Here is a 25,741-nt window from a genome sequence, read left to right as displayed (position 1 = left end):
GAAGTGCAAAGGATTTATGGATCAAGCAACTGCGCTACATCTTTCGCAAAATAATTAATAATAAAATCTGCGCCCGCGCGCTTGATGGAAGTTAAGGTTTCTAACATCACGCGTGATTCATCGATCCAACCTTTTTCTGCCGCGGCTTTGATCATGGCAAATTCGCCACTGACTTGATACGCCCCCAAAGGGTACTCTGGAAAACGTTGTTTACAGCGATAAATAATATCTAAATAACTTAATGCCGGTTTTACCATTAGCATATCCGCACCTTCTTCAATATCCAAGGCCGCTTCTTTGAGTGCTTCGTTAGCGTTGGCATAATCCATTTGATAGGTTTGCCGATTTCCGCTTTTAGGGGATGATTCTGCGGCATCGCGAAATGGGCCGTAAAATCCTGAACAATATTTAATGGCGTAACTTAAAATCGGTAAGTGTGAATAATTTTCTGTATCCAAGGCCTGGCGAATGCTTTTTACCATGCCATCCATCATGCCACTCGGTGCTAACATATCACAGCCCGCGCGCGCCAAACTCACCACCTGTTGAGCCAAGAGATCTAATGTTTTATCGTTATCCACATCGTGATGTTGATCGAGCACACCGCAATGGCCATGATCGGTATATTCGCAGCAACAGACATCGGCGATAATTAATAAATTGGGCGCACAATCTTTGATACAACGAATGGCTTGTTGAATAATTCCATTGTCTTGAAAAGCTGCTGAACCAATGGCATCTTTCTGTTCAGGAATGCCGAAGAGAATGATCCCAGGGATATTTAAATTGACAATTTCAGAAATTTTTTCTGGAAGATAATCAAGGGTTAACTGAGCATGGCCTGGCATGCTGGCAATGGGAATTTGTTGCTGCCGTCCAGGGCGGATAAATAGGGGTAAAATCAAATCATGCGGTGTGAGAGTAGTTTCGCGGATTAAATCCCGCAACGCTTGTGTTCGGCGTAAGCGTCTGGGACGTTTTAATAATTGCTCGATTGCCATCGGTCTTTGCTCAGAGATAAGATATAATGCAATTATTTTATCAGGATTGTTTCACATGTTGGAAAATTTTTTCGTCGATCAGGAGTATCGTCATCGGCATCCTTCCGCAATGCCTTTCCCACTGTTAGCACAGCAACAAAGCTTTGCAGAGCATATCGAGATAATCAAGTCGTATATTAGCCAATCGCGCATCGATTTAACCAACAATCCCGCGCGCGAAATGATTATCACGGCGAATAGCAATTTTGAATATAAAAATTCGCGAGTGGCAGAACAATTACAACAAGGAAAAAAAATTCGGCGAGGTATTATTTTATTACATGGATTATTAGATTCGCCTTGCTTTTTACAAGATTTAGGCCATTTTTTTGCAGAATTGGGATTCTTGGCTCGCGGATTATTATTACCCGGTTGTGGTACTGTAAGTGCGGATTTATGGTATTGTACGGAAAAAATGTGGACTGAATATATTCGCCAGGTGGCTCAACAATTATTATTAACCTGCGATGAAATTTATTTATGTGGTATTTCAATTGGCTCAACTATTTCGCTATACACTCAAAGTATGATGCAAGATCCTCATATTAAAGGGTTAATTTTATTTGTTCCGGCGTTAAATTTAAACTATAAAAAAATAATTTTAAAAACTCGTTTTTTGTTAGGAAAACTCAATGCTCATTGGCAATGGGCGGAAACATCACCCTATATTAATCCGGTTAGCTATTTCAGTTATCCCATTAATGCTGCAGAAACCAGTTTTAATTTTATGGAACGAGTGCGTCTACAATTGGAATCGATAGCGCCATTGAATATTCCCATTTTTATGGCGCTCAGTGAACACGATGAAACGATTGATAATCAACCAGCCCTACAACAATTTCATAAACATGCCCATTTGAAAAGTAAACTTTTATATTATGCTACTAGCAACCCACGGTTTGCTGATCCACGGATTAAAATCATGGAATCGGTGTGTAAAAAGGAAAATATTATTTCCACTTCACACATTTCATTGACCGTTTCGCCCGAAAATTATTTTTTAGGCCGAGCCGATCGCTATCCGCGATTTAATCACTATTCGACAAGAGAGATAGGCAAAATTAAAGGTAATATTGTCAAAGGTGCTACTGTATTATGCGACAAAAGCCATAAAACCTGGTTACAGCGCGTAACTTACAACCCCTATTTTAACGATTTATTAACAGAGTTAGCCCAATTTGTTGAGTAAGTGATGGTTCAAAATCACCAATCCGGTCAAAAGATAGGCAAAACTGTTAAAGGGCATGTTGGCCGTTGAAATCATGATAAAATGCGAAATGTTGGTGAGCCACACTGACTGATTAACACGGAAAGTGGGCAGTGCGTCGCTGGAGTCTAAAAGATGGCTTACAGGGAATCGATAGTATATTTGTGCGAGATCGCTCAAAAACGTGTAAGCCCTTTAATAAAATGGGTCTTGGTGAAGTGATGTAACTCTTTGAAATATAATTAAAAATAGCTAATTTCAGTTTTTATGCTATGGTTTGTTTATTGTTTGTCCGTATTTGCTTGTTGCAGCTTCTAAGTGGTTTGCTAAAGTTAAAGGACTATCCAAGGATGGATAGGGTCCGAAAAAGGCCAACATGGATGGCAACAGGGATGTAGTTTTGGGCATGGATGCTCGGGGCAAGCCAGTAAAGGGTGGTGATTATAGCCACCCTTTTTTATTGGGCATAAAAAATTATTTCGTTGCTAAACTTTTCGAATCGAATTAATACGTTGATTTTCTGGTAAGATAAATTTGCCAAAGAATAAAAACTATAAAAAGACTAAACCACAGCAAACTCCATTCGGCAATCGATAAGCTTAAGAATCGCCATTTCACCACTGCGCAATCACCGGAGCCTAAAAAAATTAATTGGAGGGTATCGCCTAAGGGTAAATGTTGGATTAAATAATTAAAATCTGGACCGCACGATCCTACTGTACCGGGTGGTTGATGTTGTATCCACACTTGGCGAGCAGCAAAATAGATCCCGAATAAATTAATCAGTCCGGCGAGCAGGCAATAAATTTTCACGCCACGCGATTTCACGCGGTGAAGAAATGCGGCGAAAAAAATAATGGCGAGACCGATATAACATAAACGTTGCATCACGCAAAGTACGCAAGGTTTTAATCCAGCATGAAATTGTAAATAAGTTGCGAATCCTAGCAATCCGCAACTGATTAAAAACGCACATAAGAAATTTACACGAACAGAGTTCATTAGGCTTGAGTATCGATATTATCGTAGGTGTCGCCTAAATTGAGAACCAAGTTAATGGAGGCCAAACCATAACTCAGTTTCATGTGAGCATCTTTAGCGCGCGGTAATACTTGATCCCAGGCTAAACGTACAAAGGCATTTTGTTCTATTTCATATTGCGCAAATAAGCCATATTCAAACGCCAATTGCGAACGCGGCGAACGGTCGAGATTGTCGGAATATTGAATTCCGTTATCGATGCGGTATTGAACGTGCGCTAAACCTACGGAAGCGCCAATATCGATTAAACGATCGATGGGTAAAATGCCGACGAGATCGCCCACTAAGGTGCTATTGCGAATTTGTCCTTGGTTAAGAATTTTAACCGCGCCAAATTGCATGTACTGAAATTCAGCCGCAAGATTATCGTTGAACTGATAACCGATAAAGGCTTTCCCGCCCGTATTCCAATTATTCAAAGTAGGTGAATTTAAAAAACTAGAACTTTTAGCAGAATCGTGAGAACGCCCAATCCCGCCACCTAAAAACCATGTTCCAGCAAACGTTGGAACTACGAAACCTGCTAATACACAACTAAGAAAAAATTGATGAACTAAGCGCATTGATTAAATCCCCTTTAAACAAAATAAACCGCTGCAAAAATGAATGGTACTTATTTTTACTCAGAAGCTCAATCAAAAAATAGATAATACCGCCATGCGCGCGAATATTCCGTTGCGTGCCTGCTGTAAAATGACAGAGTGTGAACAATTGGCAATCTCGTCACTCATTTCAACGCCACGGTTTAACGGCCCAGGATGCATGATAAGCGCAGTTGGTTTTATTGATTTTAAATTATCGGCATTCAATCCATAATTTTGATGATAATGATTTATATCGAGGGCAATATCATCATTCATGCGTTCGTGTTGTAAACGGAGTGTCATGATAATATCGAGGGATTTTACTTGAGAGCGTAAATCATTGCTCACGGCAACACCATACTCTGCAAGATTTTCGGGAAGCAATTCATCGGGTGCAATTAAGCAAATATGATTAGCGCCTAATAATTTTAGTGCCAATAGAGTCGAGCGTGCGACGCGGGAATGTCGTATATCACCGACAATCGCAATCTTCAAATTGGAAAAATCCTGATGATATTGCCGAATGGTAAAAACGTCTAATAAAGCTTGGGTCGGATGTTCGTGGTGGCCATCGCCGGCGTTGATGAGATGAATGTTATCGGAAATCTGTTGGGCTAAATCATGTAACACATGGTTTTGTGGATGACGAATGACCATCTTGTTAATAGACATGGCTGCTAAATTATGAATGGTGTCGCGGAGAGATTCGCCTTTTTGAGTTGAAGAAATAGCAATATCTAAGTTAATGACTTCAGCGCCTAATTTTTTAGCGGCAATTTCAAACGAGCAGCGTGTGCGCGTACTATTTTCAAAAAATAAATTGGCAAGATAATCAAATTGCAATTGTTGATAATAGACGGTAGGTGAGTTATTTGCGTAAAATTGCGCGCGTTCCAGTAAGTCTAATAAATCTTCTTTTTTTAAGGTCGCTATATCGAGTAAATGTTGTAATTTACCTCGAGGAGAATATTGCACTGACTTATTCATGAGATCTCCATTGCTGCAAAAAACTCTCTAAAATTAATTTAGCACTAAGTTGATCGACTGCGGATTTCACAAACGGTTTGTTCGATTTTTTGATTTCTGTTCGCGCCGCGAACGAACTCAATTTTTCGTCTATTTCAAATACTTGCCAAGAATAACGTTGGCGTAATTGCTCAGCAAATTGTAAAGCTTTATGCGTAATCGCCGTTTTTTGATTATCCATGTCGTAGGGAATGCCCACAACAGCAGCAATAGGCTTCCATTGTTGAATGAGTTGATCGAGTTTATCCCAGGCCGGAGTTCCTTGATTGGCAGGGATGACCGTAAGAATGCTGGCCGTTGCGGTAATGAGTTGACCAGTTGCGACACCAATGCGTTTTTCACCAAAATCAAAACCAAAAAAAGTGCCAGATAGTTTCATTAACAATGGCCTGTTTGCCAAGATAAATGGCTTAAATTGATGCCTAATTTTGCAATTGCGGCTTGATAGCGTTTGCCAAACGGTTGTTTAAAAATAATTGAATCATCTGCAGGCACACTCAGCCAAGAGTTTTGCATAATTTCTTTTTCCAGTTGACCCGCGGTCCATCCAGAATACCCTAATGAAACCAAATGATTGGGTGGGCCATTCCCTTCGGCAATAGATTGTAAAATATCTTTCGATGTGGTTAAGGCCAGAGTATCCGACATTTTCAGCGTCGATTGCCAAGTGAAAGTGTCGTAGTGATGAAGAATAAATCCTTGTTCTTTACTAACAGGACCGCCTGCGAGAATGGGAGAGCTTGCTACATGAGATAGTTCGCTCTTAATCGACATTTGTTCAAGAATATCGCCTAAACAAATCGCCATCGGGCGATTAAGAATAATCCCCATTGCGCCTTCTTCGTTGTGATCGCATACGTAAATCACCGTACCGGAAAAGGTGGGATCCGCCAGGTTGGGCATAGCGATAAGAACTTGATTGGTTAAATAATTAGAGTTGCTCATACGGTTAAGATTACGGTATTTTGTTGTGCTTTCGTTAAATTTTATCATGTTACTACTATTGTTTTCATTGGAATACTGTAGAATAACCCAAATATTTTTTGGATGTTTATTCGCAGCAGCGGTTAGGAGAATATTACTATGATTAGCGACGATTGTGTATCATCAATTAAGATCCATGTGGATTTAAATCGAGATGAACTGTGCGAATTTGCGCTGCAACGCCAAGAAGGAGTCTTGGCTGCCAATGGTGCTTTTACGGCGTATACCGGTAAACGCACTGGACGTTCACCTAAAGATCGTTTCATCGTCAACGATGCCATAACTCGCGATACAGTTGCTTGGGGCGAAATTAATCAACCGATTGCGCCCGAAGTATTTGCGGCGTTATGGAATAAAGTCGAGGCCTATCTCGTCGAACGCGAACATTTTATCTCTCATTTGCGTGTGGGCGCTTCTCCAGATTATTTTATTCCAATTAAAGTGATCACCGAATTAGCCTGGCATAATTTATTTGCTCGAAATTTATTTATCACACCTGACAATAATTATTGCGGTCATCAACAACCATGGACAATTTTAAGTGCTCCTAATTTTAAAGTAATCCCTGAACGGGATGGTACCCCAAGCGATGGTACGGTGATGTTTAATTTTAGTGAACGCAAAGTATTACTAGCCGGCATGCTCTACGCCGGCGAATTAAAAAAAGCCATGTTTTCAGTGATGAATTTTTTAATGCCAGAACACCAAATTTTACCCATGCATTGCGCGGCTAATGCCAGCAAAACAGGTGACGTTGCGTTATTTTTTGGTTTATCCGGCACTGGAAAAACCACTTTATCTTCCGATCCCGATCGCTTTTTAATCGGCGACGATGAACATGGTTGGCACAGTAGTGGGGTATTTAATTTTGAAGGTGGCTGTTATGCGAAATGCATTAACCTATCGCAAAAAAGTGAGCCCTTAATTTGGGATGCCATTCGCCACGGCACTATTTTAGAAAATGTCGCTTTAGATCCTGTGACCTTTGTTCCCAATTACGACGATGATAAATTTACTCAAAATACGCGTGCTGCGTATCCGCGTGAATACATTCCTCAACGCGTGCCCAATAATATGGGGCGCGAACCCAGTGCCGTTTTATTTTTAACTTGCGATTTATACGGTGTACTACCTCCGGTTGCGCGGTTAAATCCCATGCAAGCGGCTTATTATTTTTTAAGTGGTTACACGGCATTAGTGGGTAGCACGGAAGTGGGTAGTGGTGGTGGAATTAAACCCACCTTTAGCACGTGTTTTGGTGCGCCATTCTTTCCTCGCCCGCCCTATGTTTATGCCGATTTACTCATGAAGCGTATCACGGAATCGGGTGCAGAAGTTTATTTGGTTAACACTGGCTGGACGGGTGGTGCGTATGGTGAAGGTGGACAACGGTTTGCTATTCCAGCCACACGCAAAGTGGTGAGTGCAATTGTCGAAGGTAAATTGCGTAACGCCACTTTTACAACAATGCCAGGATTTAACTTTGCCATTCCAACTGCCGTCGAAGGCCTCGACACGACGATTTTAAATCCTCGTAATACCTGGCAAGATCCACAAAAATTTGATGAAACCGTGAAAATTTTAATTCAAAAATTCCGCGAAAATTTCAAAAAATTTAAAGTCAGTGAAGATATTCTTAATGCAGGACCGCAGTTAGATGGATTAATGTAAAAACTCAAAACCATGGAATTTTAAGTGAGGCGCCGAGTTCAAAATGTGAGGGAGTGTATCTTGGATACACGATTGAGCAACTTTACTCGGCAATAGAGCCCAAAATTCAGCATGGTAAGTATATCGCCAATAAGGATGCAGAAACCCAATTGTGATCAGTCTCTTTTTTGCAGGCTTAATATTGTCTAATTAAACTGCTCTTTATTCGCCGCTTTTTCATGGGCTGCTTCGCGAGTAATTAATTTTTTGGCTAATAAATTTTGCAAACATTGATCCAAAGTTTGCATGCCAATTGAAGCACCCGTTTGAATGGCCGAATACATTTGCGCTACCTTATCTTCGCGAATTAAATTTCGGATTGCGGGAGTGCAAATCATAATTTCGTGCGCCGCGACACGTCCACCGCCAATTTTTTTCAACAAGGTTTGCGCAATCACACCTTGCAAAGATTCCGATAACATCGATCGCACCATAGCTTTTTCCGCCGCCGGAAATACGTCAACGACACGATTAATTGTTTTCGCTGCTGAAGTCGTGTGTAAGGTACCAAAGACTAAGTGACCTGTTTCGGCTGCGGTTAAGGCTAAACGGATGGTTTCTAAATCGCGCATTTCACCCACTAAAATACAATCGGGATCTTCACGCAACGCCGAGCGCAAGGCTTCGGTAAACCCATGCGTATCGCGATGAACTTCGCGCTGGTTGATTAACGATTTTTTACTTTGATGAACAAATTCAATGGGATCTTCGATAGTTAAGATATGATCGTGTTTATTAGAATTGACATAATCAATCATGCCTGCCAGCGTAGTACTTTTACCTGAACCCGTGGGACCTGTGACTAATACTAAGCCACGGGGTAATAACGACAGCGAACGAAAACATTCCGGGGCATTGAGTTTTTCCAGAGAAATAATTTCTGAAGGAATGGTTCGCAATACGGCGGCAGCACCGCGATCTTGATTAAATGCATTTACCCGAAAACGCGCTAAGCCTTTTACTTCGAAAGAAAAATCGGTTTCCAGTCGTTCTTCGTATTCTTTCTTTTGTTTGTCGCTCATGATTTGCTCAATCAGCGCTAACACCCCTTCATGATCGAGGGGCGGCACATCAATGCGGCGTAATTCGCCATCGACACGCACTAAAGGGGGTAATCCCGCAGAAATATGTAAATCCGATGCTTTATTCTCTACACTAAAGACGAGTAACTCGTTAATATTCATTTAACTTCCCCCAGAAAAAGAATAGAGTGATTACATGGACAAAATCCAAGCGAATATTAACAGTATAGACCAAAGAATTAAGAATGCGGAAAAAGCCTATCATCGTGCTCAAGGAACGGTAAAATTATTAGCGGTAACAAAAAGCCAATCGGTTCATCAGCTAAAAACGGCGTTAAATTGTGGTTTAACGGCATTTGGCGAAAATTATTTACGCGAAGCCTTAGTTAAAATTTCTGCACTACGAGGTTTAGGAATTGAATGGCATTTTATTGGCGAAGTGCAAAGCAACAAAACACGCTATTTAGCGGAAAATTTTGCCTGGGTGCAAACCGTCACGCATAAAAAACAGGCGCAGCGTTTAAATAATCAACGGCCACTTAATTTGCCGCGATTAAATATTTGTGTGCAAGTTCATTTAGGTAATGATGTCAATAAAGGAGGTGTTCTTCTGCATGAAATTGAGGATCTCGTTGCTGACATTCAAACCTTTCCACGGTTGCATTGTCGAGGATTAATGGCTATTTTACCGCAATGTGAAAATTTTGCTGAACAATACGATTTATTTTTACCGTTACAGGAAAAATTTAAGGCATTACAACACGCATTCACTTTGGATACCTTATCAATGGGTATGAGCAATGATTTAGAAGCTGCGATTGCAGCGGGTTCGACCTTAGTTAGAATTGGTCAAGGAATTTTTGGTGCGCGTTAAGAGAGGAAAAATTATGTTACATCCCAATATTGCCTTTATTGGCGCTGGAAATATGGGCAGCAGTTTAATTGGTGGCTTGCACGCCGATGGTTATGATCCGCAACGTATTTATGCCAGTAATTCTGATCCAAAAATATTAGAACATTTAAAACAACGTTTGGGTATTCATGTCACGGCAGATAATGCAGAAGCGGTGTCGCATGCGGATGTTATTGTGCTGGCAATAAAACCCCAAGTCATGAAAAATGTCGTGGAAGAAATTAAAGAAATTGTTACCCAGAAAAATAAATGTGTATTAATTTCAATTGCCGCAGGCATACGCATTCAGGCAATTGAGCAATGGTTAGGATGCAACCTGCCGATTGTGCGTTGCATGCCTAATACACCGGCCTTATGTCAAAGTGGTGCGACAGCATTATTTGCCAATGAGTTAGTCAGTCCTCAACAAAAAAATCTCGCAGAATCTATTTTACGATCAGTGGGGATCGTGGCTTGGCTTGCCGAAGAACATTTATTAGATGTCATAACGGCATTATCCGGCAGTGGCCCTGCTTATTTTTTTTATTTAATGGAATGCATGCAAGAAGCGGCAATTAATTTGGGCATTGCGCCTGAGATTGCCAAGTTGTTTACATTGCAAACTGGTTTTGGCGCGTGCAAAATGGCGTTAGAAAGTGATGTGGCATTACCGGAATTGCGCAAGCGAGTGACGTCTCACGGAGGTACCACCGAAAAAGCCTTACAAGTTTTTGTCGAGCACGATTTTTCAACGACCATTAAAACAGCAATTCAACAAGCCAGTCTGCGTGCGCAAGAATTAGCAGATTTATTTCAACAATAAACAGGAGAATAAAATGGGACCCTATTTTCAACAAGCATTTATGTTTTTAATTAATACCATTTTTATGTTTTGCATGTTGCCTGTTTTTTTGCGTTTAATTTTGCAAAAAATTGGAGCCGATTTTTATAATCCACTTTCGCAACTTTGTATTAAATTAACCGATCCATTAGTAAAACCCTTGCGAAAACTATTTCCTGGATTTTATGGATTTGATTTAGCCATCGTTGCGCTATTAATTTTACTCGAAGTGTTAAAATTAATAATAAGCTGTTTCGTATTATTGGCTTGGCCTAATATCGGTGGCCTTTTAATTTGGGCCGCGGGGGATTTAATTGGATTTATTATTCAATTTTATTTTTTTGTGATCATCATTCAAGCAGTTTTTTCTTGGATTAATCAACGTAATTACTCAGCATTAAGTATTATTTTATATAAAATAACCGAACCTCTTATGCGTCCTATTCGACGTATTCTTCCGCCAATTTCTGGGATCGATTTATCGCCCATTCCTGTGATGATGGTGTTAGGGGTATTACACATACTCGTGGCGACACCGTTAACGAATTATGGACTATACATGGCGTTAAGCTAGATTAAATTTTGGTAAAATCAATTGTGACTATTCAGGATGAAAAAGATAATTTAGAAATGACGTTATCCGAACAAATCGAGTTGCTTTGTATGTAATTCGTATTTTTTTATTAAAAATATCGAATTATTTTTATAAAAACATTGGCTCTTGAAAATTGATGTGGCATAATTGCGTAACTTCTGCAGTACCACGCACGTTGTGCTGTATGAGTTCGAACTATTCAATTAGGCGATAACCCCAACATTTTCTGTGGGTAGCAGAAGTGGGTTTAAAAAATTTTTTATTTTTGAGGAAGGGAACATAATTATGTTAAAGAAAATTGCATTATTTAGCGTTGCAGCTGGCTTAGCCGTTGCTTCTTCTGCAGCATTAGCAGCTGCTGGTGGTCTTTATGTCGGTGCTGGCGTTGGTTACCAAACGTTAGCTAACAAAATCACCGGTACTGATACAACAAACGCTGTTACAACTTCTCACGTTATGACATTGCAAGGTGATGGCGCTTTAGGAACACTTTTTGTGGGTTATGGCTTTTGCTTAAGCAATAACTTATGGTTAGGTGTTGAATTAAACGGCCAAATGTCCGGTGCGAAAATTACTAACACTCTTAACGATACCACGAATACTGTTAGTGATACTTTTGAACAAAAAGCTAGAGCTGCTTGGGGTGTAGATTTCCGTCCAGGTTACTTCGTAACTCCAAATACCAAAGCATATGCAGTGTTAGGTTGGCAACAAACTCGTTACAAAACAACTGAAACTGAAACAGTTGCTGGTGTAGCTACTACAGCTAACGACAACTACAAACGTAATGGTTTCCGTTACGGTGGTGGTATGGAAGTTAACTTAACCAACCAATTAGGTTTACGTGCTGAATGGACACAAGTTCGCAATAAAAGCAGAACTGTACCAAACACAGCTTTAAACCAAACATTAACATTTAAAAACACCAATGATCAATTCTTAGTAAGCGCTGTTTACACAATCGGCGATGTTGCTAACATTGGCGGCGGTTTAAATTCTTTAGGTTAATTTAACCTTAAAGTAAAAAAGCCCGAGTTTCATCTCGGGCTTTTTTTTATATAAATTCAATTTCTTTCTTTCCAATACCTCTTCCCACTAAGAGCCTGTTCAAAATCTCCAAGCCTGAGTCAGAAAGCGTCAATTTTTTGAGCACCGGAGCACAGAAAATCGGCAGTTTATGACCAAGATTGGAGATTTTGAACAGACTCTAAGGGCGGGCAGTAATAAACCTTTGGACAGGCTCTTAGATTAAGGCTGATCAACGCCAAATCCCACCTGTCGATTAAGCTACCCTCTCTCTGACACTGAACTTTGCGAAAAAAATAAAATGTAAGAGGCGGGATAATCTAGGATCAAAAAAAATTTGTATTTTCGTTGCCGAGAGATTTTAGTAAAAGGATTTGAAAACGCGATAGTTTTAAATCTCGTGAATCTTCCCGCGCGAGCATATCAAATCGGATCAATTTTCCGGTATTTCACTTTGTTTAATATGGGCTACGCTCATAAGTCGATTGTAGTTAAGAATAGAATTTGCTTTAATACGATCAATCACATCACTCATTAAAGGGATCATCATGAGTAATATTTTCGAGGACGCACTTTCTCGCTTAGATACCGCTTTTCAATACGCGAATATCGATCAAGAAGCATTAGAACGCTTAAAACATCCGAAAGCGGCATTAGAAGTTTCGATCCCCGTGCGCATGGACGATGGATCGCTGCAAGTTTTCACGGGTTATCGCGTGCGCTACGATGATACGCGCGGTCCCACCAAAGGCGGTATTCGTTTTCATCCCAATGTCAGTTTAGAAGAAGTGAAAGCGTTAGCGTTGTGGATGACGTTTAAATGTGCGGTGGTTGGCATTCCTTATGGGGGCGGTAAAGGTGGGGTGATTGTCGATCCGAAACAATTATCCAAAATGGAATTAGAACGTTTAAGCCGCGGTTTTATTATGCAGATTGTCGATTTTATTGGCCCCGATACCGATATTCCTGCGCCCGATGTTTATACCAATGCCATGATCATGGGTTGGATGATGGATGAATATTCAAAAATTCAACGCCATTATTCGCCTGCCGTCATCACTGGAAAGCCCATTCCGTTAGGTGGAAGCCTAGGGCGTGAAGATGCCACAGGTCGCGGCGCTTATTATTGCATTAAAGAATTTTGTGCCAAACGTGGGATTGATCCTAAACACATCAAAGTGGCCGTGCAAGGTTTTGGCAACGCCGGACAAGTCATCGCCGAATTATTGCATAAAGACGGTTTTCGCATTGTCGCCGTCAGCGATTCCCAAGGGGGCATTTATAGTCCGAACGGATTTGATGTGCCGAGTCTCATCCAAAATAAAAATGCCACGCGTAAAATCCGTGCGGTTTATTGTAATGGCTCCGTCTGCGAAGATGTTCACGCCGAGCACGTGAGTAATGAAGAACTGTTAGAACTGGATGTCGATTTTTTAATTCCCGCAGCGCTTGAAAACCAAATCACCAAAGACAATGCTCATCGTATTAAAGCAAACGTAGTTGTTGAAATTGCCAATGGCCCCACCACGCCAGAAGCCGATGAAATTCTGCGTCAAAAAAATATTTTAGTCATGCCAGATATTCTTGCTAATGCCGGTGGCGTGACCGTGAGTTATTTTGAATGGGTGCAAAATCGCGCGGGTTATTATTGGGATGTGGATGAAATTCACGACAAACTGCAAAAAATCATGTCACGCGAATTTCATAATATTTATAATTTAATGGAACAACATCAGTGCGACATGCGCACCGCGGCGTATGTTCATTCACTCAATCGCATTGGCCATGCTATCAGCGCCAAAGGCACGCGCAATTTTTTTCGTAAAGAGGAATGAGGGGGGTAAATAAGATTGGGTGAGGTTTGAGTACTCTATTGTGTTAGAGTAATTTTTTTTCCTTTAATACTTTTAAAAACGTCAGTTGATCTTTTAGTATGTGTATTACTTTCGGAGTATTTTTGAATCTCTGAGAATTGAATATCTTTTCGATCTGAAAATACGTATTTTTTCGCAAAAGTACTACGGAAAAATGTAGGAACCCATTTGTTTTTGCATTGATTTTTATATTCCTCTTTAAATTTTGAAACTAATTGGTCATTAATTAGTTTTTCTGCTTGAGCAATAATTTCTTCATTTTCTTTATCTGAATATATAAATTTAATATTATTAGTCTTATTTTTTTTAAAATTGTGGAATTCGTTAACAAAATCATCATGATTATTGATTAGGCTGATTAAATCTTCTGTTTTTTTTGTATTTAAATGCGTTATAAATTTTTCTAAAAGTAAAGATAGGCGTTCTTCAATAAGCATATTTGTAAAACCAATTAGCCCCATGTCCTCTATAATTTGTTCACTTAATTTAATAGTTTGAGTTAAAAATTGTCTTATACTATTCTTATTACCATTTAATGTGTTAATTAACTCAAGTGCTGTCGATTTAATTGTATCAATTATTTTTGTCTGCTCAGGGCATTCCACAAATTGAATATAGTCGCGCAGAATGTTTGTAATGTTGTGGATCGCATCTTCTAAGCTTATTCTTTTCGTGCTATCACGATTTCGCATTTGTTTTACGAGGTTAAGGATAGCAAGTAACTGTTGTTTAGAAAATTCTTCGTACAACTCTTGAGTGATAGTCTCTCTTTCCTTTGCTATCGCTGATTCTTGTTCAGCATTCGCCTTTGATTGCGCCTCTCGTCTCTCATCTTGTGTATTTTGAGGATTAGATTGCACAACTCGGGGAATTGCATTCCCAGATTCTAACTGAGCTGATTTTACCGCTGATAATTTTCTTAACGCATCGCGATTTCTTTGCCTAAAGACTTGTCGACTGGCTGAGGCTTCATAGTGGATCTGCCCACAATGATTAATATTTGCTTCAGTAATATTGGTATGGTTAAATGCGAGCATTTCAACAATAAAACTGGCGGAATAAATATCTTCTTCTTCTGTTAAGAATTCTGCTGAGGGATTTCTATATTCTTTTGTCGATAATAAGAAGTAAGCAGCATTCGGTATTTCATTAGCCTCATTAGGCTTACGGACACTAGCGCCGGCAAAATCAATCACCGTAGTGATGAGCGTTTCTGGATCAAACATGACATTTTCAGGTTTGAGATCCCCGTGTAAGATGGCAGGAGTGCGTTTATGACCTTGATGCAATTCTTGTAAACGCAATAAAAATCCCAGAATGCCTTCAAGTCGTTGTGACCAAGTCAGAGTAAGGTTTTCATCAGTAGCGATTTCAAAGATATCTTTGCCGGGTGCTCTCGGCATGATGATATAAGCATAATTATTATCTCCTAAGGCATGAAGATAATAATCGTGTCCTAATTTTGTTAAATTCGCTATTTCTAATTTTGCAATTGCGCGTGATTCACGAGTTGAAATTGCTGATGTTTTAATAACTAAGCTCTCATCATTACTAATTTCACCCGTTGCAGCATTTACTGAATAAATGGGTGATACGGAACCGCATGATCCCCTATTGAGTATAGTATTTTCTTTTGTAATATAATAATTTCTAGGTTTAGAAGAATCATCATCATTTTGTACGCAAAACAATGTATACGATTTATTAGCTTGTTCAAACTTGATCAAAGAATAAGGTTGCGAAGTCGGTGACTCTTTAATTCGCTTGAGAATATCTTCAGGAAGATTCGACAACATACCACAAGTACTTGATTATAATTTTAATATCACATATCTTATCCTATTGTCAACACATGCACAATACTCTATTATCACAATAAAAAATGCCTATTTTACAAAAGGGTATCTCATGCCTAAGTTAGCGATACTGCCTGAATCACCTTACTATCATCCAAAGGCTCAACACTATAGTCTCGAATTAGGTTTGCCGGTTGTTAGCCATAAATCCGCAGACTATGATTATTATTTAACGGTTGGCGAACGCTTAGCGCTTGCCGATAATGAAAAAAATACCAAATCTTTCACCGTGCAATGGGATCGAAAACTCATTCAACAACGTATTCATCAGCAAGGAAAAAAACAATTAATCGCGCGTGCCTGTGGTTTGCATAAAATGGCTCATCCCAGTATTTTAGATGCCACCGCCGGCTTTGCTCAAGATGCTTTTCTCCTCGCAAATTTAGGTGCTAAGCTCACCTTATTAGAACGCTCACCCATATTAGCCCTGTTGATTGCCGATGCCATTCATCACCTAGACGATGACGATATTAAACAACGATTTCATTTTATTCCAGGCGATAGTTTGCAATTTTTGCAAACCACACCCACAGCGTTTGATGTGATTTATCTCGATCCCATGTATCCGCATCGTGCCAAATCCGCGCTGAATAAAAAATCCATGCGCCTCTTAAGACACTTAGTCGGTGACGATACCGATGCTGAACACTTATTAGCAGCCGCGCTACCAGTTGCCCGTTCTCGCGTGGTTGTCAAATTACCTCGCTTAGCCAAACCCTTAGGTTTAGAAACCCCCAGCTTCAGTTTAAGCGGTAGCGCTATTCGTTATGATGTTTATGATCGAGCGGGGGCTACTACAGTGAATGGATCACACTGACTACGTCCTGATCGTTCACCTGGTAGCGTTCTTTTAAGGCGTTTTGCATGGCCTCGTAAATATTAGCACACGTGTCTCGTGTTTCTCCGCGATTGGGATCAAGCCATGCACAGTGATTATCGTTTAATTGCACATAAGCCCACGCATGCGGATGCTGTTTGGTTTTTACATTAATGATGGCATAAGGGATTTGTTTTAATAGGCGAGTTAATTGCTGTTTGCGGATCACGTGAGTGTGTGGATGAAATCCTGCCCGAATAAACCCCACTGCATTCGGATCATCTCCTCGTTTAGCCAGCAGAATTTCATACCTTAACATCATTTTTACTGAAGATAAAAATGAAGGGTCACTCCAACTGGAATACTGTTTGGTTAACACTAAATAAAGATACGCATTACAGATGGAATTGCAAATGCCATCCTTTAACGGCAGATGATGTCTTTTCGCAAAGTCTTTTTGTGAAAAATGAAAAAAACTGGCTGAGTAGCCCGTAGGGGGAAACTGTATATACATCGCTATTATTCTTAGAGTTATCGTTGAGCAGGATTGTATAATGTGCAAAATTAATGTGCAATCATTTCTACCTTAAACGGTATCCAATTTATTCTGGTCGACTTTCAGAAACAGCATCTTATTGATTTTTTGAATATATCTGTTATATTTTACGGAATGTATTCCGAAATTTCGACCAAAATTAGGAGTTAACTCCGAAATGACTGCTTTCAACCGTTATTTAACACTTGATTTACCGCAGGGGCAATCCGCTTTTTTATGGGGTGCCCGTAAAACCGGCAAGTCGTTCTTTTTAAAGCACTCTTTCCCGCAGAGTCAGTATTATGATTTATTAAAAACGGAGGAGTACTGGCGTTTTTTAAATGAGCCTCAAACATTACGTGCCGAAATATTAGCGCTACCGCCAGAAAAACAACGTTATCCGATTATTATCGATGAAGTTCAAAAAATTCCGCAACTTTTAAATGAAGTTCATTGGCTGATTGAAAATAGTAATGCTTATTTTATATTGTGTGGCTCGAGTGCTAGAAAATTAAAAAAAGAAGGTGCCAATATGCTGGGGGGCAGAGCATGGCGATATGAATTTTATCCTTTAGTGTATCCAGAAATTCCAAATTTTGATTTACTACGCGCACTGAATCAAGGGTTAATTCCATCACATTATTTAGCAACACATTGGCATAAAACGATTAAATCTTATATCTACGACTATTTAACCGAAGAGATTAAAGCTGAGGGTTTAACTCGTAATCTAACCGCATTTTCTAGATTTTTAGAACTGGCCGCCTATTCAAATGGAGAAATTATTAATTTTAGCAATATTGCTCGAGATTGTGGAATCGATAGCAAAACGGTTAAAGAGTATTACCACATATTGGAAGATACGCTTTTAGGCTACTTTCTACAGCCTTATTTTCATCGTAAAAAGCGTGATCATATTCCAGTAAAAACACCTAAATTTTATTTATTTGATGTGGGTGTAGTCAATGGTCTATGTAAAAGAAAAATCATGGAGCTTAAGGGAGCACAAGCGGGTGCTATGTTCGAGCATTATATTTTTAACGAAATTCTAGCTTATCGCGGTTTAAATGATTTAGATTTTACAATTAATTATTGGCGGACCCAAACAGGACAAGAAGTTGATTTTATTCTTGATGATGGCGAAATCGCTATTGAAGTAAAAATAGCTGAAAGCATCCATAAGACAGATTTAAATGGTTTATTAGCATTCTATGACTATGCAAAACCTAAACGATCGATAGTCGTTTGTAATGTACCTAAACCTCAAAAATTAATTCTCGATGAGAAGCTGCAAATTGATATTCTGCCGTGGGAAATATTTTTAAATAATCTATGGGATAAAACAATTATTTAATGCATCTGTTGCTTAAGTCTACCTGCAAGTCTGCTAATCACTTTGCCGCGTACTCAAGCGTGAATAATGAATAAACCAATAAATCGCAACCGTCACAATTCCACCTAATAAGGTCGCAAATGACCAGGTGACAGCACCCACGAGAGCAGGGCGGCGGCCAATTTTATGCATTTGACCTGCATCTCGAGCCACGGCTCCAGCAAATAGTACATGTAAAATAGCATTCACTATCATTAACATCATTTGCAAATTCGGTATCTGGGCGCTGACATTTTGCAGAAACTCATTCATGAAAAACCTCCATCGTATTAGAATTGTCGGCAAGCAAAATACACGCTATTATCCACAGAAATAGCTGAGGATGAAACTCCATGCGCTCAATTGCTGATATTCAAATTCCCCAAGTGCAAGTCGCCTTAAGCGGCCCGTTGCGAATACTCGAACAACATATTCAACAGCATCAAGTAAGCATCGAAGCGTGGCTGCGCCAGCAATGGCTGCAAACTCCAGCTCCGATTAACTGCTCTGTCGATTTACGCAATGCTGGATTTAAATTAGCACCGATTGACACTAATTTATTTCCTGCAGGTTTTAATAATTTAAATCCCGATTTTTTGCCGCTGGCAATTCAAGCTGCGCAAATGACCTTATGTAACAATTGCCCGGGTGCGGTGCGCGTATTAATTATTCCTGAAAATCATACTCGCAATATATTTTATTTTGAAAGTTTAGCTACCTTGCAAGAAATTATTTTTAAAGCAGGCTTTGAAGTTAAAATCGGATCATTATTACCCGAGTTAACAGAGCCTAAGAATTTTGAATTGCCTTCTGGACGTATTATTGAATTAAATCCCATTCAAAGAATCAACGACAAAGTTGTGATTGAAGGCTTTGAACCGTGTTTAATTTTAATTAATAACGATTTTTCCGATGGCGTGCCAGAAATATTAAAAAACATTTCCCAACGTATTCGCCCACCTTTGCATGTGGGATGGTCAAGCCGTTTAAAGTCTCAACATTTTGCTTTTTATGATCAAGTTGTGAATGAGTTCGCGGATTTAATTGATATTGATCCTTGGTTAATTAATCCTTTATTTAATAATTGTGGCGAAGTGGATTTTAAAAATGGTGCAGGCGAAGACTGCTTAATCAGTAATGCAGAACAACTTTTTGCCAAGATAAAACGTAAATATCAAGAATACGATATTCAAGAAAAACCGTTCATTGTGGTAAAGGCCGATGCCGGTACCTATGGCATGGGCATTATGATGATTGATTCCATTGAACAATTACAAAATTTAAATCGTAAACAACGCAGTAATATGATTAAATCGAAAGGCAATACCGATATTCGCAAAGTTATTTTGCAAGAAGGTGTTCACACTTTTGAAACTTGGGGCGAACATAAATATACGGCAGAACCGGTAGTTTATATGTTAGGTCAACATGTGATTGGCGGATTTTATCGCGTACACTCACAACGCGGCATGAGTGAAAATTTAAATTCACCTGGAATGCATTTTGAACGATTGGCTTTTTCGCAATGTTGTAATAATCCCTGTGCCGATGAAAAATCCAAACACTTTTATACTTATGGCGTGATCGCAAGACTCGCCTTAGCCGCTGCGGCACGTGAATTGGTGAAAAAACCATGATTAAAACATTAGGCATGGTAATGGATCCCATTCAATCCATTCACCCTGAAAAAGATAGTTCACTGGCGATGCTGCTGGCAGCGCAAGAACGTGGAATAAATTTATTTTATTTCACCCAAGATGATTTATTCATTCATAACAACCGCACCTTCGGACACGCTAAAATTATCGCAGTAAAAAATAATCCGCAACAGTGGTTCACGATTCAAAAAACTCAAACGCTGGCACTGGACGAATTAGATGTCGTATTGTTGCGTAAAGATCCGCCGGTAAATTTAGAATATATTTATTTAACTCAACTGCTCGATTTAGTGAATTACACGGGTGGCCGAGTGATTAATAAACCCAGTAGTGTATTAATTGCCAATGAAAAACTATTTATTACGCAATTTCCACAGTGTATTCCAGAAACCTTAGTCACTCGCAATCGTGAAATTATGGAAGATTTTATCCACAACCAACAGGATATTATTGTTAAACCGCTCGATAGCATGGGTGGTCGTGGAATTTTTCGCGTTCGCCAGGATGATGTAAATCGAAATTCTATTTTAGAAACGATTACCCAACAATTTACTCGTACCATTATGTTGCAACGATTTTTACCCGCAGTAAGCCAAGGTGATAAACGAATTTTACTCATTCAGGGAAAACCTATTCCCTATGCCTTAGCAAGAATTCCCAAAGCGCAGGAAACGCGTGCTAATTTAGCGGCTGGTGGTCGCGGTGAAGGCCGTGAACTCACGCCACGCGATTATTTTTTATGTGAACAAATTGGTTCGCGGTTGGTGAAATTAGGTTTAGACTTTGTGGGCATTGATGTCATTGGCGACTACATTACTGAGATCAATGTCACGAGTCCCACTTGTATTCGGGAATTAAATCACTTATATCAACTCGATATTGCTGGGCAATTTATCGAAAGTTTAGGATGAGCATGAAAAAATATACCATTGCACCCTCGATATTATCAGCAGATTTAGCCCGCCTTGGTGAAGAAGTTCAAGCGGCCTTGGATGCTGGCGCTGATCAAATTCATATTGATGTGATGGATAATCATTACGTGCCTAATTTAACATTTGGTCCACCAATATGTCGCGCGTTACGTGATTATGGCATTCAAGCGCCACTCGATGTGCATTTAATGGTGGAACCTGTCGATAATTTAATTGAACAATTTGCTAATGCAGGCGCCAGTGCGATAAGTTTTCATCCCGAAGCTTCCAAACATGTCGATCGTTCTTTGCAATTAATTCATTCATTGAATATAAAAGCAGGATTAGCGTTAAATCCTGCAACGAGTTTAGACTGTCTTGATCATCTCTGGGATAAATTAAATTTTATTTTAATTATGTCGGTAAATCCGGGTTTTGGTGGGCAAACTTTTATTCCAGCCATGCTCGAAAAAATAAAATTGTTGCACGAAAAAATTCTGATAAAAAATAAAAAAATTGAAATTGCCGTAGATGGCGGCATTAAAATCGATAATATCAAACAAATTGCCGCGGCGGGTGCTACTACATTTATTGTGGGATCGGCTTTCTTTAATACACCATCCTATTCTGCAACTCTGCAAGCTTTACTCGATCAATTGCCAGATTAACTCATTGCAGCTTAGGTCTTTGATTTTAGAACACTAGAGTACAATGCAGGATGCGATTAATCAGAGCAGAATGATTTGTTCATCCTCTGTTAACCCAAGCATGCTTTTCTACCTCGTAATTAATCGTCTATACTTATACAACAGGATAGCGACACAAGGATATTGGCCATGGATAGGTCGATAACGCGTATACTCTTAACGGGCGGGAGCAAGGAGGAAAATAATGCTTTTAAAACACTCATTGCTCATTATTTGCCGCCGCATTATCAAGCACTGGTTATACAAGATACTCACGATGCCTTGATCCAATTTGATGAGCATACCCCCGATTGTATTATGTTAAATGCCGATCCCACTCAGCAAGCGACTTTGGCATTGCTTGAAGCCTTTAAAAGAAAAGCTAAAAATAGCGTGATTATTTTATTAGTCAACGAAGATAAAACCATCCCACATGAAAAAATTAAAAAAGCAGGAGTCAATGGCATTTTAATTAAATCCCAACTCAGTGCTGAGGCATTGAAAATAGCAATTTTTGAAGCTAAAGCTCAGTTTAAATTTAATTATTATAAAAAATATCATCCTGCTGAGCGAAATTTTCTTCCCGAAAGTGAACAATTTACCGAGTTATTAACCCATGGCATTATGCATGCTAAACAGCGGCATCGTTTGCTGGCGTTAATGATCTGTGAAGTTAAATTATTAAAAAATAAGCGCAGTCAGCAACAAGAATTTACCCGCGCATTAGCAAAATATATTAGCAAGGTGGTGCGACATGTGGATATCGTGGGTATTCTCGATGAGAATAAGATTGGAATTATTTTAAATGACATGAATAAATTATTTGAATCTTCATCTGTTGCAGAAAGAATTTTAGAAAGCATACCAGGATTTCAGTTCAATGATATTGATTTAGACGAGTTTATTGTCAAACTCGGTATTGCAAATTTTCCCTTAGATGGAGAATGTACCGAGCTTCTCATCAATAACGCTAACAAAGCATTAGAATTTATTCGTAAAAAAAATATTAGCTTTTATCAAAATTTTTGTGAAACACCTCAACATAATTTTGATCAACAAAATATGATCCATGATGATTTGCACGATGCAGTAAAAAATGGTGAATTTTATTTAGTATTTCAACCTATTTTTGATCTTTATACAAAAAAAATTGTTAGTGTGGAAGCTTTGATTCGTTGGCAACATAAATATTTGGGTGATATTTTTCCTAATGAATTTATCCCCTATGCAGAACGTACTGGATTGATTGAGCCAATTGGTTGCTGGGTATTAGAAGAAACGTGTCGTCATTTTGATATATGGCAAAAAAATAATATAGGATTAGAGAAAATATTCATTAATATCGCCTCTCGTCAATTAAAACCGGATTTTATTACTTTATTTCATCACGTACTGAATAAACATCACATAGCCCCCCACCACATAGGATTTGATATTACGGATATTGCTTTAGTTAAAGATATTAAAAATACTCAGCAAGTGATCCAAGAATTACGTAGTATGTGTGTTGATGTTTATATTGATGATTTTGGACGAGGATTTTCAACCTTGGCTTACTTTGAATCATTACCTGCCAATGGCATTAAAATTGATCATGTCTTTACTCATGGACTTCCCGATAATCCCAGCGATGTTGCTGTGATTAGTTCCGTGATTAATTTAACTCAACGTTTAGGGGTGAAAGTGATTGCAGAAGGCATCGAAACAGTAGAACAATACGAATTTTTGCGCACACATCAATGCCAATATGGCCAAGGATATTTTCTCGGTAAACCCATGAAGAATGAAGAACTAATCGAATGTTTGAACGATAAAATCATTAATTAAAATTCTGGATCGTTTTTAGGGGGTGTTGACAATTCTACTCTGCAGGCCGTATCTCGTTGATTTTTTGTGCTCCGCTGCTCATTTACTTCGTGTAAACTGCGCGCTAGTGCTCAAAAATAACAAGCTACGTCTCAGCATAGCGAATTGTCAACACGCCCTATTATTGACTGACGTTAACTGCTTCGCCGATTAAAAAATATTTCATTAACTCACTGGGTTCAGAGCCTGCTGGCGTAACATTCACCCCGATGGTTACTAAACCATTGGCACCTAATGATGCGGCTAATGTTTTAGCGTAATTGAGGGTTTGTTGTTCTTGTGATGAATTAACCTGGTTAAAATGCATTTCCACGCGCACAAATCCTACGGATTGTGCTCCTGCGGGCAATTGATTATAAATTTTCAGTGATTGTGGGTTGGCTGGGGGCAGGTTTTTTTCAATGGCGGGTAAGGCAATACCAATCGGTTGCAAAGGGCCTATATCAGCGAGCCAATAAGTAATCACAAAGCCAAGCACGGCCATGATTACATAAACACTATATTCTTTCATCGTTTGTCGCATGATCTTATTTCCATGGGCAAAAAGCCATTGTAACGAAGTTTTAGCTGTTAATAAACATTCACTTCAGGAGTTAGTTCAACCTGAAATTGCTTTTTAATACTTGCTATTACCATTTGTGCTAAATTCCAAATTTCTTGCCCGTTGGCACCGCCATAATTGACTAACACTAAGGCATGTTCTTTATGAATGCCACAATTACCTTCGCGCCAACCCTTCAAACCATTTTGCTCAATTAACCAGGCTGCAGGAATTTTTACTTGAGTGTGATCGGCAACAGGATAATGAGGTAATTGCGGATACTGGTGTAATAATGATTGATAATGATTACGCGTAATAATGGGATTTTTAAAAAAACTGCCCGCATTGCCTAATTGTGCAGGGTCGGGCAATTTTTCTTGGCGGATTTGAATCACCGCATCGCTAATCGCACGTAGCGATAAATCTTTAATCTTCATTTTTTGCAATTGTGAGCGAATAGCCCCATATTCTATATTAAATGTATGTGAGTGTTTGGTTAAAGTAATCCAAATTTTACTAATCAAAAAATGTTTATACTCGGGCTGTTTGAAAATACTATGACGATAACTAAATTGACAATCTTGTTTGCTAAAATAAACTTTTTCACCAGTATATAAATTAATGGCCATTAATTGCTTAAATACTTGTTCAAACTCTACGCCATAGGCGCCAATATTTTGTAAAGGAGCTGCGCCAATGGTGCCTGGAATTAACGATAAATTTTCAATTCCTCCAAAATTGTGATCGATACAAAATTTCACTACCTCGTGCCAATTTTCTCCAGCAGCAATAGCGAGCGTCACCGTGTTTTCTGTTTCTTCACAGATGTCAATGCCACGAGAATTAACCTTCAGAACAGTACCAGGAAAATCGCGAGTTAATAAAATATTACTGCCTCCACCGAGGATTAAATACTTATCAGTAGATTTCACTGGCCAAAAATCTTCAGGGTGATTAATTTCTAAAAAATAACGTGCCTTCACGGGTAAATGAAAGGTATTTAAAGACGATAAATCCACCCATTCTTGGATTAATGACATCATACGTGACTCGTTGAATATTGCTGAAGACATCTTAGCATTTTTCACAGAAATGTTGCTATAAGGTCTTCAATGATGAATCGTTAAGAGCTTATCTACAGCGGTATTTAAATTAGCAAAAATTTCAATGTTACCAAGAGCGCGCACAGTCTCTTGATGTTTTAAACCATTTCCGGTTAATACCAGGATTGGTCGGGCGGAAACGGCGAGAGCGGCTTGTATATCTCTTAACGAATCACCAATCACGGGTACGTTTTGCAAATCACACGAAAAATAGTCAGCTAATTGTTGTAATAATCCAGGCTTAGGTTTGCGACATTCACACTGATCCTCGGGCAGATGGGGGCAATAGACAATTTTTGCAATTTTTCCGCCGTAAATTGCCACGTATTCCAATAGTTTTTCATGAATTTTAGTCAACATGGCCTTATCGTAATAGCCACGCGCTAAGCCCGATTGATTGGTGGCAATCGCCACGTCATAACCTTGCTGAGTCAATTTGGCGATGGCTTGCAAACTGCCTGGTATAGGTATCCACTCAGCCGGTGATTTAATATAGTCATCCGAGTCGTAATTAATGACACCATCACGATCAAGGATCACTAATTTTTTCATAA

At 39.2% G+C, this 25,741-nt stretch carries 26 protein-coding genes; 13 read left to right on the top strand and 13 right to left on the bottom strand.

Translation table 11 applies throughout. The features are described from left to right. Positions 1-14: 14 nt before the first annotated feature. Positions 15-1,001: a porphobilinogen synthase gene (hemB, locus tag KIT27_01130; protein ID MCW5588241.1), complete on the bottom strand. Its 987-nt coding sequence runs from the start codon at positions 999-1,001 to the stop codon at positions 15-17. Between the two features lie 55 nt (positions 1,002-1,056). On the opposite strand from hemB, the gene KIT27_01125 reads away from it, so the two are divergent. After that, entirely contained in the window at positions 1,057-2,229 is a 1,173-nt protein-coding gene (locus KIT27_01125; GenBank protein MCW5588240.1) for an alpha/beta hydrolase, read from the top strand. Positions 2,230-2,751: 522 nt separating this feature from the next. Here KIT27_01125 and KIT27_01120 read toward each other — a convergent pair. From KIT27_01120 to KIT27_01100, 5 genes are all read right to left on the bottom strand, one after another. Further along, positions 2,752-3,249, bottom strand: coding sequence for a disulfide bond formation protein B (locus tag KIT27_01120; GenBank protein ID MCW5588239.1), 498 nt, complete (start codon positions 3,247-3,249; stop codon positions 2,752-2,754). Next, positions 3,249-3,851, bottom strand: coding sequence for an outer membrane beta-barrel protein (locus KIT27_01115; protein MCW5588238.1), 603 nt, complete (start codon positions 3,849-3,851; stop codon positions 3,249-3,251). Before KIT27_01115 ends, KIT27_01120 begins: the two co-directional genes overlap by 1 nt. Before the next feature lie 72 nt (positions 3,852-3,923). Further along, a complete protein-coding gene (locus KIT27_01110; protein ID MCW5588237.1) occupies positions 3,924-4,859 on the bottom strand; it encodes an aspartate carbamoyltransferase catalytic subunit in 936 nt (311 codons plus the stop codon). Further along, positions 4,852-5,277, bottom strand: coding sequence for a Holliday junction resolvase RuvX (gene ruvX, locus KIT27_01105; protein ID MCW5588236.1), 426 nt, complete (start codon positions 5,275-5,277; stop codon positions 4,852-4,854). Before ruvX ends, KIT27_01110 begins: the two co-directional genes overlap by 8 nt. Continuing rightward, positions 5,277-5,891, bottom strand: coding sequence for a YqgE/AlgH family protein (locus KIT27_01100; protein ID MCW5588235.1), 615 nt, complete (start codon positions 5,889-5,891; stop codon positions 5,277-5,279). Before KIT27_01100 ends, ruvX begins: the two co-directional genes overlap by 1 nt. Before the next feature lie 90 nt (positions 5,892-5,981). On the opposite strand from KIT27_01100, the gene KIT27_01095 reads away from it, so the two are divergent. Further along, positions 5,982-7,553, top strand: a complete 1,572-nt coding sequence (locus KIT27_01095) for a phosphoenolpyruvate carboxykinase (protein MCW5588234.1) — start codon at positions 5,982-5,984, stop codon at positions 7,551-7,553. A 185-nt stretch (positions 7,554-7,738) separates the two neighbouring features. Here KIT27_01095 and KIT27_01090 read toward each other — a convergent pair whose 3' ends face one another. Then, positions 7,739-8,776 (bottom strand): type IV pilus twitching motility protein PilT, encoded by a 1,038-nt coding sequence (locus KIT27_01090; protein MCW5588233.1) that lies wholly within the window; start codon positions 8,774-8,776, stop codon positions 7,739-7,741. Positions 8,777-8,810: 34 nt separating this feature from the next. Here KIT27_01090 and KIT27_01085 point away from each other — a divergent pair, with 34 nt between their 5' ends. From KIT27_01085 to KIT27_01065, 5 genes are all read left to right on the top strand, one after another. Next, positions 8,811-9,488 (top strand): YggS family pyridoxal phosphate-dependent enzyme, encoded by a 678-nt coding sequence (locus KIT27_01085; protein MCW5588232.1) that lies wholly within the window; start codon positions 8,811-8,813, stop codon positions 9,486-9,488. A gap of 13 nt (positions 9,489-9,501) precedes the next feature. Next, positions 9,502-10,329: a pyrroline-5-carboxylate reductase gene (locus KIT27_01080; protein MCW5588231.1), complete on the top strand. Its 828-nt coding sequence runs from the start codon at positions 9,502-9,504 to the stop codon at positions 10,327-10,329. 13 nt (positions 10,330-10,342) lie between these two features. Continuing rightward, positions 10,343-10,921, top strand: coding sequence for a YggT family protein (locus tag KIT27_01075; GenBank protein MCW5588230.1), 579 nt, complete (start codon positions 10,343-10,345; stop codon positions 10,919-10,921). A gap of 306 nt (positions 10,922-11,227) precedes the next feature. Next, positions 11,228-11,950 (top strand): outer membrane beta-barrel protein, encoded by a 723-nt coding sequence (locus KIT27_01070; protein MCW5588229.1) that lies wholly within the window; start codon positions 11,228-11,230, stop codon positions 11,948-11,950. A 566-nt stretch (positions 11,951-12,516) separates the two neighbouring features. Continuing rightward, complete coding sequence (locus KIT27_01065) at positions 12,517-13,803, top strand: Glu/Leu/Phe/Val dehydrogenase (GenBank protein ID MCW5588228.1); 1,287 nt, start codon at positions 12,517-12,519, stop codon at positions 13,801-13,803. A gap of 35 nt (positions 13,804-13,838) precedes the next feature. Here KIT27_01065 and KIT27_01060 read toward each other — a convergent pair whose 3' ends face one another. After that, the gene (locus tag KIT27_01060) at positions 13,839-15,638 is read right to left on the bottom strand and encodes a protein kinase family protein (GenBank protein MCW5588227.1); all 1,800 of its coding nucleotides are present in this window, start codon (positions 15,636-15,638) and stop codon (positions 13,839-13,841) included. A 112-nt stretch (positions 15,639-15,750) separates the two neighbouring features. On the opposite strand from KIT27_01060, the gene KIT27_01055 reads away from it, so the two are divergent. Then, positions 15,751-16,515, top strand: a complete 765-nt coding sequence (locus KIT27_01055; protein MCW5588226.1) for a class I SAM-dependent methyltransferase — start codon at positions 15,751-15,753, stop codon at positions 16,513-16,515. Here the strand turns inward: KIT27_01055 and KIT27_01050 are convergent. Continuing rightward, on the bottom strand, positions 16,493-17,029 hold the full coding sequence (locus tag KIT27_01050; protein ID MCW5588225.1) for a hypothetical protein: 537 nt from the start codon (positions 17,027-17,029) through the stop codon (positions 16,493-16,495). The two genes, KIT27_01055 and KIT27_01050, sit on opposite strands and share 23 nt — an antisense overlap. A gap of 199 nt (positions 17,030-17,228) precedes the next feature. On the opposite strand from KIT27_01050, the gene KIT27_01045 reads away from it, so the two are divergent. Further along, entirely contained in the window at positions 17,229-18,404 is a 1,176-nt protein-coding gene (locus tag KIT27_01045) for an ATP-binding protein (protein ID MCW5588224.1), read from the top strand. Positions 18,405-18,437: 33 nt separating this feature from the next. On the opposite strand, the gene KIT27_01040 is transcribed toward KIT27_01045, so the two are convergent. Next, the gene (locus KIT27_01040) at positions 18,438-18,695 is read right to left on the bottom strand and encodes a hypothetical protein (protein ID MCW5588223.1); all 258 of its coding nucleotides are present in this window, start codon (positions 18,693-18,695) and stop codon (positions 18,438-18,440) included. An 80-nt stretch (positions 18,696-18,775) separates the two neighbouring features. Between KIT27_01040 and gshA the strand changes: the two genes are divergently transcribed. The 4 genes from gshA to KIT27_01020 all read left to right on the top strand — a co-directional run bounded on the left by gshA (position 18,776) and on the right by KIT27_01020 (position 23,504). Continuing rightward, a complete protein-coding gene (gene gshA / locus KIT27_01035; GenBank protein ID MCW5588222.1) occupies positions 18,776-20,059 on the top strand; it encodes a glutamate--cysteine ligase in 1,284 nt (427 codons plus the stop codon). Continuing rightward, a complete protein-coding gene (gene gshB, locus KIT27_01030; protein MCW5588221.1) occupies positions 20,056-20,991 on the top strand; it encodes a glutathione synthase in 936 nt (311 codons plus the stop codon). Before gshA ends, gshB begins: the two co-directional genes overlap by 4 nt. A 2-nt stretch (positions 20,992-20,993) precedes the next feature. After that, on the top strand, positions 20,994-21,659 hold the full coding sequence (gene rpe, locus KIT27_01025; GenBank protein MCW5588220.1) for a ribulose-phosphate 3-epimerase: 666 nt from the start codon (positions 20,994-20,996) through the stop codon (positions 21,657-21,659). 168 nt (positions 21,660-21,827) lie between these two features. Next, a complete protein-coding gene (locus tag KIT27_01020) occupies positions 21,828-23,504 on the top strand; it encodes an EAL domain-containing protein (GenBank protein ID MCW5588219.1) in 1,677 nt (558 codons plus the stop codon). 160 nt (positions 23,505-23,664) lie between these two features. Here KIT27_01020 and KIT27_01015 read toward each other — a convergent pair whose 3' ends face one another. From KIT27_01015 to gmhB, 3 genes are all read right to left on the bottom strand, one after another. Then, positions 23,665-24,066: a hypothetical protein gene (locus tag KIT27_01015; GenBank protein ID MCW5588218.1), complete on the bottom strand. Its 402-nt coding sequence runs from the start codon at positions 24,064-24,066 to the stop codon at positions 23,665-23,667. A gap of 47 nt (positions 24,067-24,113) precedes the next feature. After that, on the bottom strand, positions 24,114-25,127 hold the full coding sequence (gene murB / locus KIT27_01010; GenBank protein ID MCW5588217.1) for a UDP-N-acetylmuramate dehydrogenase: 1,014 nt from the start codon (positions 25,125-25,127) through the stop codon (positions 24,114-24,116). Between the two features lie 66 nt (positions 25,128-25,193). Further along, positions 25,194-25,739, bottom strand: a complete 546-nt coding sequence (gmhB, locus tag KIT27_01005) for a D-glycero-beta-D-manno-heptose 1,7-bisphosphate 7-phosphatase (protein MCW5588216.1) — start codon at positions 25,737-25,739, stop codon at positions 25,194-25,196. Between the last annotated feature and the right edge of the window lie 2 nt (positions 25,740-25,741).

The organism is Legionellales bacterium, assembly GCA_026125385.1.
Lineage (GTDB): Bacteria > Pseudomonadota > Gammaproteobacteria > JAHCLG01 > JAHCLG01 > JAHCLG01.
This window is presented reverse-complemented; position numbering and strand designations above follow the sequence as displayed.

What these genes read in the sequence shown, in the direction of transcription:
- KIT27_01065 (MCW5588228.1), top strand. Translation starts at nt 12,517, where the DNA reads ATGAGTAATATTTTCGAGGACGCACTTTCTCGCTTAGATACCGCTTTT.
- KIT27_01050 (MCW5588225.1), bottom strand. Translation starts at nt 17,029, where the DNA reads ATGTATATACAGTTTCCCCCTACGGGCTACTCAGCCAGTTTTTTTCAT.
- KIT27_01090 (MCW5588233.1), bottom strand. Translation starts at nt 8,776, where the DNA reads ATGAATATTAACGAGTTACTCGTCTTTAGTGTAGAGAATAAAGCATCG.
- KIT27_01045 (MCW5588224.1), top strand. Translation starts at nt 17,229, where the DNA reads ATGACTGCTTTCAACCGTTATTTAACACTTGATTTACCGCAGGGGCAA.
- KIT27_01020 (MCW5588219.1), top strand. Translation starts at nt 21,828, where the DNA reads ATGGATAGGTCGATAACGCGTATACTCTTAACGGGCGGGAGCAAGGAG.
- gshB (MCW5588221.1), top strand. Translation starts at nt 20,056, where the DNA reads ATGATTAAAACATTAGGCATGGTAATGGATCCCATTCAATCCATTCAC.
- KIT27_01070 (MCW5588229.1), top strand. Translation starts at nt 11,228, where the DNA reads ATGTTAAAGAAAATTGCATTATTTAGCGTTGCAGCTGGCTTAGCCGTT.
- hemB (MCW5588241.1), bottom strand. Translation starts at nt 1,001, where the DNA reads ATGGCAATCGAGCAATTATTAAAACGTCCCAGACGCTTACGCCGAACA.
- gshA (MCW5588222.1), top strand. Translation starts at nt 18,776, where the DNA reads ATGCGCTCAATTGCTGATATTCAAATTCCCCAAGTGCAAGTCGCCTTA.
- murB (MCW5588217.1), bottom strand. Translation starts at nt 25,127, where the DNA reads ATGATGTCATTAATCCAAGAATGGGTGGATTTATCGTCTTTAAATACC.
- rpe (MCW5588220.1), top strand. Translation starts at nt 20,994, where the DNA reads ATGAAAAAATATACCATTGCACCCTCGATATTATCAGCAGATTTAGCC.
- KIT27_01095 (MCW5588234.1), top strand. Translation starts at nt 5,982, where the DNA reads ATGATTAGCGACGATTGTGTATCATCAATTAAGATCCATGTGGATTTA.
- KIT27_01040 (MCW5588223.1), bottom strand. Translation starts at nt 18,695, where the DNA reads ATGAATGAGTTTCTGCAAAATGTCAGCGCCCAGATACCGAATTTGCAA.
- KIT27_01080 (MCW5588231.1), top strand. Translation starts at nt 9,502, where the DNA reads ATGTTACATCCCAATATTGCCTTTATTGGCGCTGGAAATATGGGCAGC.
- KIT27_01125 (MCW5588240.1), top strand. Translation starts at nt 1,057, where the DNA reads ATGTTGGAAAATTTTTTCGTCGATCAGGAGTATCGTCATCGGCATCCT.
- KIT27_01110 (MCW5588237.1), bottom strand. Translation starts at nt 4,859, where the DNA reads ATGAATAAGTCAGTGCAATATTCTCCTCGAGGTAAATTACAACATTTA.
- ruvX (MCW5588236.1), bottom strand. Translation starts at nt 5,277, where the DNA reads ATGAAACTATCTGGCACTTTTTTTGGTTTTGATTTTGGTGAAAAACGC.
- KIT27_01015 (MCW5588218.1), bottom strand. Translation starts at nt 24,066, where the DNA reads ATGCGACAAACGATGAAAGAATATAGTGTTTATGTAATCATGGCCGTG.
- KIT27_01055 (MCW5588226.1), top strand. Translation starts at nt 15,751, where the DNA reads ATGCCTAAGTTAGCGATACTGCCTGAATCACCTTACTATCATCCAAAG.
- KIT27_01100 (MCW5588235.1), bottom strand. Translation starts at nt 5,891, where the DNA reads ATGATAAAATTTAACGAAAGCACAACAAAATACCGTAATCTTAACCGT.
- KIT27_01120 (MCW5588239.1), bottom strand. Translation starts at nt 3,249, where the DNA reads ATGAACTCTGTTCGTGTAAATTTCTTATGTGCGTTTTTAATCAGTTGC.
- KIT27_01115 (MCW5588238.1), bottom strand. Translation starts at nt 3,851, where the DNA reads ATGCGCTTAGTTCATCAATTTTTTCTTAGTTGTGTATTAGCAGGTTTC.
- KIT27_01085 (MCW5588232.1), top strand. Translation starts at nt 8,811, where the DNA reads ATGGACAAAATCCAAGCGAATATTAACAGTATAGACCAAAGAATTAAG.
- gmhB (MCW5588216.1), bottom strand. Translation starts at nt 25,739, where the DNA reads ATGAAAAAATTAGTGATCCTTGATCGTGATGGTGTCATTAATTACGAC.
- KIT27_01060 (MCW5588227.1), bottom strand. Translation starts at nt 15,638, where the DNA reads ATGTTGTCGAATCTTCCTGAAGATATTCTCAAGCGAATTAAAGAGTCA.
- KIT27_01075 (MCW5588230.1), top strand. Translation starts at nt 10,343, where the DNA reads ATGGGACCCTATTTTCAACAAGCATTTATGTTTTTAATTAATACCATT.